Origin of the sequence: Pseudomonas siliginis, assembly GCF_024072275.1 — a bacterium.
Taxonomy (GTDB): domain Bacteria; phylum Pseudomonadota; class Gammaproteobacteria; order Pseudomonadales; family Pseudomonadaceae; genus Aquipseudomonas; species Aquipseudomonas siliginis.
In genome coordinates this window covers 4,337,675-4,351,435 of record NZ_CP099598.1, presented here as the reverse complement: position 1 = coordinate 4,351,435, position 13,761 = coordinate 4,337,675, and the positions used below count along the sequence as shown (strand labels likewise).

Sequence of the window (13,761 nt, the reverse complement as noted above, 5' to 3'; positions counted from 1 at the left end):
GCCGCCACCGGGTCGCCCCGTATAATGCCCGGCATCGCCACTGGTATGGATTAACGGATTGCATATGACTGAACAGCGCCCGATTGCGGTCCTGGGAGGCGGAAGTTTTGGTACCGCCGTGGCCAATCTGCTGGCCGAGAACGGCCATCAAGTCCTTCAGTGGATGCGTGACCCCGAGCAGGCCGAGGCCATCCGGGTCAATCGCGAAAACCCGCGTTACCTCAAAGGCATCAAGATTCTCCCGGGGGTGACCGCTGTCACCGACCTGCAAGCCACTCTCGATGCCTGCGATCTGTGCTTTGTCGCGCTGCCATCCAGCGCCTTGCGCACGGTACTCGCCGCCCACGCCGAGCGCCTGAGCGGCAAGATGCTGGTCAGCCTGACCAAAGGCATCGAAGCGCAGACCTTCAAGCTGATGAGCCAGATTCTCGAAGAGATCGCCCCGCAGGCGCGGATCGGCGTGTTGTCCGGTCCGAACCTGGCGCGGGAAATCGCCGAGCACGCACTGACCGCCACGGTGGTCGCCAGTGAAGACGAAGAACTGTGCAAAGCGGTGCAAGCCGCGCTGCACGGGCGCACCTTCCGCGTCTACGCCAGCGCCGACCGGTTCGGTGTCGAGCTGGGCGGGGCATTGAAGAACGTTTACGCGATCATCGCCGGCATGGCGGTGGCGCTGGAGATGGGCGAGAACACCAAGAGCATGCTGATCACTCGCGCCTTGGCCGAGATGACCCGCTTCGCCGTGAATCAGGGCGCCAACCCGATGACCTTCCTTGGTCTGGCCGGGGTTGGCGATCTGATCGTCACCTGTTCGTCACCCAAGAGCCGCAACTACCAGGTCGGCTTCGCCCTCGGTCAAGGCTTGAGCCTCGACGAAGCGGTGTCGCGTCTTGGCGAGGTCGCCGAAGGGGTCAACACCCTCAAAGTGCTCAAGGCCAAGTCCCAGGAAGTCGGCGTGTACATGCCGCTGGTCGCCGGGCTGCACGCGATCCTGTTCGAGGGACGCACGCTGGAGCAGGTGATCGGTCTACTGATGCGTGCCGAGCCGAAAACCGACGTCGACTTTATTTCCACCAGCGGTTTCAACTGATTCAGCTGTTACACGGACAGGAAGCAAGCCATGAACGATTCGAAAAGCGAAACCCAGTACGAATCCATCCTCCTGCGGGTGTTGTGGATGATCGTTTATCTGCTGGTCTGGCAAGTCGCGCAGTTCATCCTCGGCGCGGTGGTCTTGGTGCAACTGATCTACCGCCTGATCTACGGCGCACCGAGCGCCAGCCTGATGAATTTTGGCGACAGCCTCAGCCAGTTCCTCGCGCAGATCGGCCGCTTCGGCACGTTTCACAGTGACCAGAAGCCCTGGCCGTTCGCCGACTGGCCAGCGCCGCGCACCCCGGAAGGGGAAGCGCCGCACACCGTCGCCCCGACCGCGCACCCGGTGCGCGATGAGGAGCCCAAGCTATGAAACTGTGGGTATTGCGTCATGGTGAGGCGGTGCCTCACGGCTCGAAAATCGATTCCGAGCGCGAGCTGACCGAGCATGGTCGTAACGAAGTCCTGCGCAGCGCGGCGCATTTGATGGGCCAGCCGCTGACGGCGATTTACGCCAGCCCTTATCAGCGCGCGCAGCAGACCGCGCAGATTGTCCGCGAGGCATTGGGTTTCGAGCCGGAGATTCGCACGGTCGAATGGCTGACGCCGGAAAGCGATCCGGACAAGGTCGCCGAGCAATTGGTGTCGGTGAGCAATGTGCTGCTGGTCAGCCACAACCCGTTGGTGGGTAATCTGCTCAGCTATCTGCAGCACGGCGCCGGGCATCCGCCGGAGCGGGTGAGTACGGCGGGGCTGGCGGAGCTTGAGCACAGTGAACTGCTGATTGGCTCGATGAAGCTCAATAGCCTCAAGCACCCTTAACGCCATATCCCTGTGGGAGCGAGCCTGCTCGCGAAGGCGGCGTGTCATTCACCCTTTTTGGGGCTGACATACTGCATTCGCGAGCAGGCTCGCTCCCACATTGATTTCTGCCAACCCATGAAATTATTTGTTTGAAAATTCCAACCAAGCACTTGCTTGGTTGACTACGCTTGCTCCAGACCAAAAAACAGGAGCGAGTCGCATGTCTGCCGCCTTCCGTTTGCCGCTGGACGTGTTCTACGAACGGGAAGCCCGGCACCCGCGCCAGCGCTTTCTGGTGCAACCCATCGGCGGCGGTCAGGTGGAGACGCTGACGTGGGCCGATGTCGGCCATCAGGCCCGCTGTGCGGCGCACTGGTTGCGCGCGCGGGAGCTGCCGCCCGGCAGCCACATTGCGCTGATCTCGAAAAATTGCGCGCACTGGATCATCGCCGATCTGGCGATCTGGATGGCCGGGCATGTGTCCGTGCCGCTGTACCCCAATCTCACCGCTGAATCCGTTGCGCAAGTGCTGACTCACTCGGAAAGTGCGCTGGCGTTCATCGGTAAGCTCGATGATTGGGCAGGCATGGCGCAAGGCGTGCCGACGGGTTTGCCGACCATCAGCCTGCCGCTGCATCCGCCCGGCGAGTTCGATTACAGCTGGGCGGACCTGCAGAGCTGTTCGCCAATCCAGGACGATCCACGCCCCGCCGCCGAACAGTTGGCGACGATCATCTACACCTCCGGCACCACCGGCCTGCCCAAAGGCGTGATGCACAGTTTCGCCAATCTCGGTTTCGCCACCAGTCGCGGCACGCAGCTGTTCGGGCTCAACGAGAACGATCGGCTGCTGTCGTATCTACCGCTGTGCCACGTTGCCGAGCGCATGTTTGTCGAGTTGGCTTCGATCTATACCGGGCAGACCGTGTTCTTCGCCGAAAGCCTCGAGACTTTCATCACCGATCTGCAGCGCGCGCGGCCTACGGCAATGTTCGGCGTGCCGCGTATCTGGACCAAATTCCAGATGGGTGTTTACAGCAAGATCCCGGCGCAGCGCCTGGATTTTCTCCTCGGGCTGCCCTTCATCGGCAAGCGGGTCGGCCACAAAGTGCTGGCCGGGCTTGGCCTGGATGCCTTGCGCGTGGCGTTGTCCGGCGCCGCGCCGGTACCGCAGACCTTGCTCGCCTGGTATCAGAAACTCGGCCTCGATGTGCTGGAAGTCTATGGCATGACCGAGGGCTGCGGTTACTCGCATATCTGCCTGCCGGGGCGATACAAGCAAGGCTGGATTGGCCAGCCGTGCCCGGAAGTCGAGGTGCGCATCGATGAGGCCGGCGAGGTGCAGGTGCGCAGTCAGGCCAACATGCTCGGCTATTTCAAGGAACCGCAGAAAACCGCCGAGACGCTGACCGCAGACGGCTTTCTGCGTACCGGCGACAAGGGCGAGCAGGACAGCGAAGGGCGCCTGCGCCTGACCGGGCGACTCAAGGAAATCTTCAAGACCAGCAAGGGCAAATACGTCGCGCCGGCGCCGATCGAAAACCGTCTGGCCGTGCATTCACGCATCGAACAAGTATGCGTGGTGGGCGATGGCCTGAGTGCACCGCTGGGGTTGTGCGTGCTGTCGGCGGTCAATCAGCAAGAGCCTCGTGCCAGCCTGCACGCGAGCCTGGAAAAATTGCTGGAGGAGGTCAACGCCGCCCTCGACAAGCACGAACGCCTGCACCGACTGGTAGTGGTCAAGGACAGTTGGGCGGTGGACAACGGCTTCCTCACGCCGACCCTGAAAATCAAACGCAACGTCATCGAAGACCGCTACGGCGAGCGTTTCGAAGAATGGAGCGCGCGCAGCGAGGCAGTGCTGTGGCAGGATTGAGCGTCGATTACAACAACAAAGGAAGTCTGCGATGAGCTTGTGGCGTACTACTCCCGACATTGAACAGTTGAACGCAATCCAGAAGAACACCATTGGCGAAGTGCTGGATATTCGCTTCGAAGCCTTCGACGAACAGTCGCTGACCGCGAGCATGGTCATCGACCATCGCACCCACCAGCCTTACGGTCTGCTGCATGGCGGCGCATCGGTGGTGCTGGCGGAAACCGTCGGCTCGATGGCCAGTTATCTGTGCATCGATGCCAGCAAATTCTATTGCGTCGGCCTGGAGATCAACGCCAACCACTTGCGCGGCTTGCGTAGCGGAAGGGTGACGGCGGTGGCCACGCCAATTCATATCGGCCGCACCACGCATGTCTGGGACATCCGTTTGACCAGCGACGAAGGCAAGGCCAGTTGCGTGTCGCGCCTGACCATGGCGGTGGTGCCGCTGGGGGAACAGCCGCCGCTGCGTTGACAGGTTGTAGATCAAAAGATCGCAGCCTTCGGTGTTGTGGTCTTTTGCTTGCGAAGCGTCTCCACCACCATTTCTGGCAGTTATGGTCATTGCTGCGGCGCCGGGTCTTGCGGACAATCAACGCCACGATTCCCGCTCATGGATTTGCCCGCATGTCGCAACCGATCTTTTTCGCCCACGCCAACGGCTTCCCTTCGGGGACCTATGGCAAGTTGTTTGCGGCGCTGGCGCCGGAGTATCGGGTCGCGCATCTGGAGCAGCACGCCCATGACCCGCGTTTTCCGGCGGACGACAATTGGTACAACCTCGTCGACGAACTGATCCATCACCTGGAGCAGCAAGAGCAGCCGGTGTGGGGCGTCGGCCATTCCTTTGGCGGTCTGCTGCACCTGCATGCGGCGTTGCGTTGTCCCAAGCTGTATCGCGGCGTGGTCATGCTCGACTCGCCGGTGCTGACCCGCACCGATCAGTGGGTGATTCGCGCGGCCAAGCGCTTTGGTTTCATCGACCGGCTGACACCCGCCGGGCGCACCCTCGGGCGGCGTGAAGAATTCGCCGATCTCGACAGTGCACGCAGTTACTTTTCCGGCAAAACCCTGTTTCGCGGCTTCGATCCGGAATGCTTCGATGCCTACCTGCAACACGGTTTGCATCAGGTCGACGACAAGCTGCGTCTGCGTTTTGACCCGGCCACCGAAATCAGCATTTATCGCGGCGTGCCGCACACCAGTCCCGGGCGCACCCGCCAGTTGCAGGTGCCGCTGGCCATCGTGCGCGGGCACAAGAGCCGGGTGGTCATGCGCCATCACACACGTTTCGTCTCGCGCCTGCCCCAGGGCGAGGCGCTGAGCATGCCCGGCGGGCACATGTTTCCGCTGGAGCGCCCGCAGGACACGGCGCGATTGCTCAAGAGCCTGTTCATGCGTTGGGAACAGCGGCAGAACAAGGATTGCGCATGAGCCCGACCTGCGAAGAAGTGCGCCTGAACCTGCCGCATATCGAGTTGGCCGCTCATCTGTTCGGCCCCGAGGACGGCTTGCCGGTGATCGCGTTGCACGGCTGGCTCGACAACGCCAATAGCTTCGCCCGGCTGGCGCCCAAGCTTGATGGCTTGCGCATCGTCGCGCTGGACATGGCCGGCCACGGTCATTCCGCTCATCGACCAAGCGGCGCCGGTTATGCGCTGTGGGACTACGCCCATGATGTACTGCAAGTCGCCGAGCAGCTGGGCTGGAAGCGTTTCGGCCTGCTCGGGCATTCGATGGGCGCGATTGTCTCGATGGTGCTGGCCGGTTCGCTGCCCGAGCGCATCAGCCATCTCGCGCTGATCGACGGCGTGATTCCTCCGACAGACAAGGGCGAAAACGCTGCCGAACGCATGGGCATGGCCCTGCAGGCGCAACTTGATCTGCGGGAAAAGCGCAAACCGGTCTACACCACCCTCGAGCGTGCCATCGAGGCGCGGATGAAAGGCCTGGTGGCGGTCAGTCGCGAAGCCGCTGAACTGTTGGCCCAGCGCGGGTTGATGCCGGTGCCCGGCGGTTACACCTGGCGCACCGACAATCGCCTGACTCTGCCATCGCCGCTGCGCCTTACTGAAGAACAGGCGATGGCGTTTGCCTCGCGCGTCAGTTGCCCGGCGCGTCTGGTGGTCGCGGCGGATGGCATGCTGGCCAGGCATCCTGAGTTGCTGGAGCGTCTACCCTTCAGCCACGAACAGTTGCCGGGCGGGCATCATTTGCACCTGAATGACGAGGCTGGCGCAGGTCTTGTAGCAGACTGTTTCAATCGCTTCTTCGCCATGCCTTGACTTGCAGCGGGCAACTGTCGAGGCTGGGCGGGTTGAAATGGGAGACAAACTCGATGGATTTCTATACCGCTGCGACCCCGACCCGCCCAGCCATGACCGTCCGGTGAGGCTGACTATGCGGTCACTCAGTCTCTTCGCGCTGTGCTGCTTCAGCTCCTTGTCCTTCGCTGCCGATGTGCCGGGCAGCCAGGATCTGCAAATCGTGCCGCGTCTGGCCGATGCTCAGATCGTCGACTATCGCCCGGCGGCCGAGCTGGAGCGCATCTACCCGCTGGGCTCGATCCGCAAGATCAGCGGCCAGTTGCGGTTCGACGGTCAGGTCACCGCCCGCGGCCAGACTACCTCGGTGACCTACGAGTTGCCGCCGGAACATTCCGCCACCGAAGCCTTTACTGCCGCCCGCGAAGCCCTGCAACAGCAGGATGCCGAATTGCTGTTCTGGTGCCAGGCCCGCGATTGCGGCGAAAGCAGCCTGTGGGCCAACGAGGTCTTCGGCAACGCCAAGCTGTATGGCTCTGACGAGCAACAGGCTTATCTGTTGTTGAGGCTGGCGGCGCCAAAGGACAACACGCTGGTGGCGCTTTACAGCATCACTCGCGGCAATCGCAAAGCCTATCTGCATGTCGAGCAATTCGAGGCTGCGGCGCCGTTGGGCGAATTGCTGCCGACCTCGGCGACCCTGCTGCGTCAGTTGAAAAGCACCGGCGAGCTGGATTTTCCGAAACTGGTCGATGAACCGGATGCCACCTGGTTGCGCCTGATTTCCCGTGGTCTGAATCTCGACACGACCTTGCGGGTTACGGTTTCCGGGCCCAAGGCCGAAGCCTGGCGCCAGGCGCTGATCAATCAGGGCGTACGGGCGGCACGTCTGGAAGCCGGCAATCTCGAAGGCTCGGGCCTGCGCATCGACTTGTTGCGATAAGCTGTGCCGGGCGAGCACGCACACAGTGTTCGCCTACTCTTTCGCTGACTGACTTTGCCGGGACTTCCCATGCTCAATAACGATCGCCTGCTGGTGCAGATTCTGCTGCTGGTGTTGTTTGGTGCCAGCCTTTGGGTGATGGCGCCGTTCTGGTCGGCGCTGTTCTGGGGCGCGGTGCTGGCGTTTGCCAGTTGGCCGCTGATGCGTTTGCTCACGCGCTGGCTCAATGGCCGCGAATCGCTGGCCGCGTTGATCCTGACACTGGGCTGGATGTTGCTGGTGGCGGCGCCACTGGTGTGGCTGGGTTTCAACCTCGCCGATCATGTGCGCGATGCCACGGCATTCATCAAGGATGTGCAGGTCGACGGTTTGCCGGAAGCACCGACCTGGCTTGGCAGCGTGCCTTTGGTTGGTGAGCGGCTGGTGTCGATGTGGGATAGCATCGATCAACAGGGCGCGGCGTTGATGGTCTCGATCAAGCCGTATCTGGGGCAGGTCGGCAACTGGTTGCTGGCACGCAGCGCGCAGATCGGCGGGGGGATTCTCGAGCTGACGCTGAGTCTGGTGTTCGTGTTCTTTTTCTACCGTGACGGGCCGCGACTGGCGGCGTTTGTGCACAGTCTGCTGCAGCGCTTGATTGGTGATCGTGCTGGCTATTACATCGAACTTGTCGCCGGTACGGTGCAGCGGGTGGTCAACGGTGTGATTGGTACAGCGGCGGCGCAGGCAGTGCTGGCGTTGATCGGCTTTTTCATTGCCGGGGTTCCCGGGGCGCTGGTGCTGGGGATCGTCACGTTTCTGCTGAGTCTGATTCCGATGGGGCCACCGCTGGTGTGGGTGCCGGCCACGGCGTGGTTGGCGTGGAAGGGCGAGTACGGGATGGCGGTGTTTCTCGGGATCTGGGGGACGTTCATCATCAGTGGCGTGGACAACGTGCTCAAGCCGTATCTGATCAGCCGTGGCGGTAATCTGCCGTTGGTGATTGTGTTGCTCGGGGTGTTTGGCGGGTTGATTGCGTTTGGCTTTATCGGGTTGTTTATTGGGCCTACGTTGTTGGCTGTGGCTTATAGTCTTTTGACGGATTGGAGTAAGAGTCAGGCTCGGGTCTAGGGGGGGGCTTGGCGGCCTTTGGGCCGACCGGGCTCTTGGGGTTTTGGGTGAATATCCATTTCTGCGGTAACGGCGACTTAGGGTTCCGCCCTTACGGCGGGTCACCTTTTTCAAACGCCAAAAAGGTAACCCAAAAGGCTTGCTCCTGCGTTCGGCCCTCGCATGCTCGGGTTCCTTCGCTGCGGGATCGATCCGGGCGCAGCGGCTCCGGTTTGCTTCGCTGCACCTCCTTCCGCTGTGTCTGGCTGCGCCAGACGGTCGCTGCGCTCCCACGCCCGGATCAATCCCTCCGCTCAGCCTTCCGACGTCGCCGGTGGATCAAGATCAAGAGTACTCGAGCTTGCGCTCATTGTTGAGTGGGGCGGCTTCGCCGCGGGCAGCTGCGCTGCTTTGCTTTTGCTTTTGATTTTGTGGGAGCGAGCCTGCTCGCGAAGGCGGCCTGACAGCCGACCTGTTTCTTGAGGTTGTACCCAGTCCAAGTGTAGGAGTGAGCCTGCTCGCGATGACGTCCTCACTGCCAACCCATCGCCCTCTGAGATCACTCGATCCCCTGTGGGAGCTGGCTTGCCAGCGATAGCGCCCTCACAGCCAACCCATTATCCCGGATGAACACCACTCCAATGTGGGAGCGAGCACCGCGGCAACCGAACAATTGCGGTCAACCCGCCGCCCGGTGTGTCTTCCAGCGTCAATTGTCCACCCAACCGCTGCGCGGCTTCGCGGGCGATGGTCATGCCCAGCCCTACGCCGCCGGAGTTGCGATTACGCGATCCCTCCAGTCGATAGAACGGCTCAAAAACCGCTTCCCGCTGTTCTTCAGCAATACCCGGTCCGTGATCAATCACCCGAATCAGCAGCTCTTCACGCTGTTCCAGCAGTTCAATCCGTGCCTGTCCGGCGTAGCGCAGGGCGTTGTCCAGCAGGTTGTTGATGCACGAACGCAGCGCCATCGGTTGCACTGGCAAAGGCGCGCAGTGGCCGCTGACCTGTACATCGGCGCCCTGGTCCTGGGCGTTTTCGCACAGCGATTCGACCAGCGCCTGCACGTCCAGCAACTGCAAGGCTTCGCTGGTGCGTTGTTCGTGCAGATAGGTGAGGGTGGCGTCGAGCATGCCGATCATGTCGTCCAGGTCCTGGCGCATCTGGCTTTGCAGTTTGTCGTCGCTGATGTTTTCCAGACGCAGTTTCAGGCGTGACAGTGGCGTGCGCAGGTCGTGGGAGACGGCGCCGAGCATGCGCGCGCGTTGCTGGACCTGTTCGCGGATGCGCCGTTGCATGAGGTTGAAGGTGTGGGCCGCTTGCCGGGCTTCGCGCGGGCCGGATTCGTCGAGGGGGGCGCTGTCGAGGTCTTCGCTCAGGCGCTCGGCGGCGTCGCTCAGGCGCTGGATCGGCCGGGTGAGCAGCTTGGCACCGTACCAGGCGGCGATCATCAGCGTGATGAATTGAAAGGTCAGCGGCACCACCGGGCCACCGAACCATGGGCGCGCTTGTCTCGGTGGATAAGCGGCGTCGTGCATGGGCGGTTGGCCGTCGATGTTCGCTGAGAACTCGGGCGGTGGTGGGGGCGGAGGAGGGCCGTAGAGCCTGAACCAGGCGAAGGCCAGCAGGTGCGCCAGGACAATTGCCGCGAACAGCACCCCGAACAGGCGACCGAACAGGGTGTCGAAGCGCGCCTTCATCAGCCGATGTCCCGCGCGTCGAACAGGTAACCCTCGCCGCGCACGGTCTTGATCAACTGCGGGGCTTTCGGGTCGTCGCCGAGTTTTTGCCGCAAGCGCGAGACCAGCAGGTCGATGCTGCGGTCGAAGGCTTCGATCGAGCGACCGCGAGCGGCGTCAAGCAGTTGTTCGCGGCTGAGCACGCGGCGCGGGCGTTCGATGAAGACCCAGAGCAGGCGGAATTCGGCATTGGACAAGGGCACTACCAGGCCGTTGTCGGCGACCACTTGGCGCAGGACGCTGTTGAGGCGCCAGTTGTCGAAGCGAATGTTGGCGCGCTGGTCAGTGCGGTCGTCGCGCACGCGGCGCAGGATGGTCTGGATGCGGGCGACCAGTTCGCGTGGTTCGAACGGCTTGGCCATGTAATCGTCGGCGCCCAGTTCCAGGCCGATGATGCGGTCGGTGGGTTCGCAGCGGGCGGTGAGCATGAGTATCGGGATGTCCGATTCGGCGCGCAGCCAGCGACACAGCGACAGGCCGTCTTCGCCGGGCAGCATCAGGTCGAGGACGATGACGTCGAAATGTTCGCCCTGCAGCGCCTGGCGCATCGCCGCGCCGTCGGTGACGCCGCTGGCGTGAATGTTGAAACGGGCGAGGTAATCGATCATCAGCTCGCGGATCGGCACGTCATCATCGACGATCAGCGCGCGGATGCTCCAGCGCTTGTCGTCTTTGCTTTCATCCGTCATGGTTGTCGGGGTGTTGTGCATGGGGCTGTTCACTACCAGGGGTGGTTTCAGCATAGGCGTCCGGCCGAGAGGCGGGAAGTGCTGTTGTAAGGGCGTATTGCGCAGGGCGAGGCTAACCCGGGTGGGTGTTGCCGGCGTGTCGGCTGTGTATCGAAGTCGACACAATAGCCGTGCGGGCTAAGCTGATAACCGCCAGCGCGACGATTTACCGATCATCGGGTGCCGCGCCGCCGCCGGTTCCGCTACAATGCGCGCCGTTTTCGACCAGCCTGAGAGCCCATCCATGTCCGCCTGCCAGACTCCTATCATCGTCGCCCTGGATTTCCCCACCCGTGACGCCGCACTGAAGCTGGCCGATCAGTTGGACCCGAAACTGTGCCGGGTCAAAGTGGGCAAGGAACTGTTCACCAGTTGCGCGGCGGAAATCGTCGGCACCCTGCGTGACAAGGGTTTTGAAGTGTTTCTGGATCTCAAATTCCACGACATTCCCAACACCACTGCGATGGCTGTGAAAGCCGCTGCCGAGATGGGTGTGTGGATGGTCAACGTGCACTGCTCCGGCGGTCTGCGCATGATGGCAGCCTGCCGCGAGGAGCTGGACAAGCGCAGTGGTCCGCAACCATTGTTGATTGGTGTGACCGTGCTGACCAGCATGGAGCGCGAGGATCTGGCCGGTATCGGTCTGGATATCGAGCCGCAGGAACAAGTGCTGCGTCTGGCGGCACTGGCCGAGAAGGCCGGGATGGACGGTCTGGTCTGTTCGGCGCTGGAAGCGTCGGCGCTGAAAACCGCGCACCCGTCGCTGCAACTGGTGACCCCGGGAATTCGCCCGGCGGGCAGTGCGCAAGACGATCAACGGCGCATTCTGACCCCGCGTCAGGCGCTGGATGCCGGTTCCGATTATCTGGTGATCGGCCGTCCGATCAGCCAGGCGGCGAACCCGGCGCAGGCGCTGGCGGCGGTTGTAGCGGAAATCGCCTGAACCTTATTGAAGATCCAACTGTGGGAGCGAGCCTGCTCGCGAAGAGGGAGTGTCAGTCGGCATCATTACCGACTGATCCACCGCTTTCGCGAGCAGGCTCGCTCCCACATTGGTTTCAGGCTGGCCTTAAACCTTCAGAACCAACTTGCCAAAGTTCTCGCCGTTGAACAGTTTCATCAGCGTCTCCGGGAACGTCTCCAGCCCTTCAACCACATCTTCCTTGCTCTTCAGCTGCCCGTTGGCCATCCAGCCGGCCATCTCCTGCGCGGCGCTGGCGAACTGCGCGGCGTAGTCCATCACCACAAAACCTTCCATGCGCGCGCGATTGACCAGCAGTGACAGGTAATTGGCCGGGCCTTTGACCGCTTCTTTATTGTTGTACTGGCTGATGGCGCCGCAGATCACCACTCGCGCCTTCATGTTCAAGCGGCTCAGCACCGCGTCGAGAATGTCGCCGCCGACGTTATCGAAATACACGTCCACGCCCTTCGGGCATTCGCGCTTCAGACCGGCCACGACGTCTTCGGCCTTGTAATCAATGGCGCCGTCGAAGCCCAATTCGTCGATGAGGAATTTGCACTTGTCGGCCCCGCCGGCAATGCCAACGACGCGGCAGCCTTTGATTTTGGCGATCTGCCCGGCCACGCTGCCCACCGCACCTGCGGCGCCGGACAGCACCACGGTGTCACCGGCTTTCGGTGCGCCTACGTCGAGCAAGGCGAAGTAGGCGGTCATGCCGGTCATGCCCAGTGCAGACAGATAGCGTGGCAATGGCGCGAGTTTCGGGTCGACCTTGTAGAAACCGCGCGGCTCGCCGAGGAAATAATCCTGCACACCGAGGGCGCCATTGACGTAATCGCCGACGGCGAAGCCAGGATTGTTCGAAGCGATGACTTTTCCCACGCCCAGTGCGCGCATGACCTCACCGAGACCGACCGGCGGGATGTAGGACTTGCCTTCGTTCATCCAGCCGCGCATGGCCGGGTCGAGGGATAGGTATTCGTTTTTCACCAGAATCTGTCCCGCCTGTGGCTCGCCGACCGGTACTTCCTGGTAAGTGAAAGTCTCGCGGGTCGCGGCGCCCACCGGGCGTTTGGCGAGCAGGAACTGGCGATTGGTCTGGTTGGTCATGACAGGCACTCGAATGGAATGAAGCCTTGTTGATAGCTCTTCAACGGCGATGTCGCAAGGTTGGCTGATACGGCGAATGCGAGTCCATCCAGTGCAGTGATGGTTACGGGGCGGGTTTCATCACTGCGGCGCATGCGCCGGTAAACAGCGATTGCATAGTGCTGACGTGCTTTCGCTGCCCTTGGCTATGCTGCGACGCCAACATCTCCCAGTTTTTTTGCATTCGAGGACATCTCCATGAGCATGACGTTTTCCGGTCAGGTGGTTGTAATCACGGGAGCCGCCTACGGCATCGGTCGCGCGACAGCCCTGGCGTTTGCCGCCGAAGGCCTGAAAGTGGTGGTGGCTGACCTCGACGCGGCTGGAGGCGAAGGCACGGTGGCGCTGATTCGTACCGCCGGTGGCGAAGCGTCCTTCGTGCGCTGCGACGTGACGGTGGAAAGCGATGTAAAAAATCTGATGGATGAGGTGATCAATACCTACGGTCGTCTCGACTATGCCTTCAACAACGCCGGGATCGAAATCGAGAAGGGCAAACTGGCCGACGGTACGCTGGACGAGTTCGACGCGATCATGGGCGTCAACGTCAAAGGCGTCTGGCTGTGCATGAAGTATCAATTGCCGTTGCTGTTGGCGCAGGGCGGTGGCGCGATCGTCAACACGGCGTCGGTAGCCGGGCTGGGTGCGGCGCCGAAGATGAGCATCTACGCGGCGTCGAAACATGCGGTGATCGGCCTGACCAAATCGGCGGCGATCGAATACGCGAAGAAGAAAATCCGCGTCAACGCAGTGTGCCCGGCGGTAATCGACACAGACATGTTCCGCCGCGCCTACGAAGCTGACCCGAAGAAAGGCGAATTCGCCAATGCCATGCATCCGGTCGGACGCATCGGCAAGGTCGAGGAAATCGCCAGCGCGGTGCTGTATCTGTGCAGCGATGGCGCAGCGTTCACCACTGGGCACTCATTGGCGGTGGACGGCGGCGTGACGGCGTTCTGAAAGTTGCCGAAATACAAAGAACCCGCCTGCGTGCGGGTTTTTTTGTACCTCGCGGTCGGTCCCTGTGAATACCGTTAAACAATGTGTATCAAACCGTTAGAACTGGCGCATTTGGCGGTGTTGTCGCACAGCCTCGGCGGTGCGGCTGTG

Annotated in this window: 14 protein-coding genes; 11 read left to right on the top strand and 3 right to left on the bottom strand. The window is 62.0% G+C overall.

All coding sequences use genetic code 11. The features are described from left to right. Window positions 1–64 precede the first annotated feature (64 nt). From NF676_RS20020 to NF676_RS19980, 9 genes are all read left to right on the top strand, one after another. Window positions 65–1,090, top strand: coding sequence for an NAD(P)H-dependent glycerol-3-phosphate dehydrogenase (locus NF676_RS20020; protein ID WP_024013958.1), 1,026 nt, complete (start codon window positions 65–67; stop codon window positions 1,088–1,090). A gap of 30 nt (window positions 1,091–1,120) precedes the next feature. Then, complete coding sequence (locus NF676_RS20015; RefSeq protein WP_122507621.1) at window positions 1,121–1,468, top strand: DUF4389 domain-containing protein; 348 nt, start codon at window positions 1,121–1,123, stop codon at window positions 1,466–1,468. After that, complete coding sequence (gene sixA / locus NF676_RS20010; RefSeq protein ID WP_252886657.1) at window positions 1,465–1,917, top strand: phosphohistidine phosphatase SixA; 453 nt, start codon at window positions 1,465–1,467, stop codon at window positions 1,915–1,917. Before NF676_RS20015 ends, sixA begins: the two co-directional genes overlap by 4 nt. 202 nt (window positions 1,918–2,119) lie before the next feature. Next, window positions 2,120–3,775, top strand: a complete 1,656-nt coding sequence (locus NF676_RS20005) for an AMP-binding protein (RefSeq protein ID WP_252886656.1) — start codon at window positions 2,120–2,122, stop codon at window positions 3,773–3,775. Between the two features lie 31 nt (window positions 3,776–3,806). After that, on the top strand, window positions 3,807–4,250 hold the full coding sequence (locus NF676_RS20000; protein WP_016773655.1) for a hotdog fold thioesterase: 444 nt from the start codon (window positions 3,807–3,809) through the stop codon (window positions 4,248–4,250). A gap of 152 nt (window positions 4,251–4,402) precedes the next feature. Next, window positions 4,403–5,209, top strand: coding sequence for an alpha/beta fold hydrolase (locus NF676_RS19995; protein ID WP_252886655.1), 807 nt, complete (start codon window positions 4,403–4,405; stop codon window positions 5,207–5,209). Continuing rightward, window positions 5,206–6,060: an alpha/beta hydrolase gene (locus tag NF676_RS19990; protein ID WP_252886654.1), complete on the top strand. Its 855-nt coding sequence runs from the start codon at window positions 5,206–5,208 to the stop codon at window positions 6,058–6,060. The genes NF676_RS19995 and NF676_RS19990 overlap by 4 nt, the downstream gene beginning before the upstream one ends. 115 nt (window positions 6,061–6,175) lie before the next feature. Then, window positions 6,176–6,982, top strand: a complete 807-nt coding sequence (locus tag NF676_RS19985) for a DUF4892 domain-containing protein (protein ID WP_056788158.1) — start codon at window positions 6,176–6,178, stop codon at window positions 6,980–6,982. A gap of 69 nt (window positions 6,983–7,051) precedes the next feature. Then, entirely contained in the window at window positions 7,052–8,092 is a 1,041-nt protein-coding gene (locus NF676_RS19980; RefSeq protein ID WP_041479597.1) for an AI-2E family transporter, read from the top strand. Between the two features lie 596 nt (window positions 8,093–8,688). Here NF676_RS19980 and NF676_RS19975 read toward each other — a convergent pair. Continuing rightward, a complete protein-coding gene (locus NF676_RS19975) occupies window positions 8,689–9,771 on the bottom strand; it encodes an ATP-binding protein (protein ID WP_252886653.1) in 1,083 nt (360 codons plus the stop codon). After that, on the bottom strand, window positions 9,771–10,520 hold the full coding sequence (locus tag NF676_RS19970) for a response regulator (protein ID WP_252887980.1): 750 nt from the start codon (window positions 10,518–10,520) through the stop codon (window positions 9,771–9,773). The genes NF676_RS19975 and NF676_RS19970 overlap by 1 nt, the downstream gene beginning before the upstream one ends. 262 nt (window positions 10,521–10,782) lie before the next feature. Between NF676_RS19970 and pyrF the strand changes: the two genes are divergently transcribed. After that, on the top strand, window positions 10,783–11,481 hold the full coding sequence (gene pyrF, locus NF676_RS19965; protein ID WP_041479471.1) for an orotidine-5'-phosphate decarboxylase: 699 nt from the start codon (window positions 10,783–10,785) through the stop codon (window positions 11,479–11,481). A gap of 126 nt (window positions 11,482–11,607) precedes the next feature. Here the strand turns inward: pyrF and NF676_RS19960 are convergent, their stop codons facing one another. Beyond that, on the bottom strand, window positions 11,608–12,612 hold the full coding sequence (locus tag NF676_RS19960) for an NADP-dependent oxidoreductase (RefSeq protein WP_016773662.1): 1,005 nt from the start codon (window positions 12,610–12,612) through the stop codon (window positions 11,608–11,610). A 237-nt stretch (window positions 12,613–12,849) separates the two neighbouring features. On the opposite strand from NF676_RS19960, the gene NF676_RS19955 reads away from it, so the two are divergent. Continuing rightward, window positions 12,850–13,611 carry an SDR family oxidoreductase gene (locus NF676_RS19955; RefSeq protein ID WP_016773663.1) on the top strand — a complete coding sequence of 254 codons (762 nt, stop codon included), beginning with the start codon at window positions 12,850–12,852 and terminating at the stop codon, window positions 13,609–13,611. Window positions 13,612–13,761: the final 150 nt, after the last annotated feature.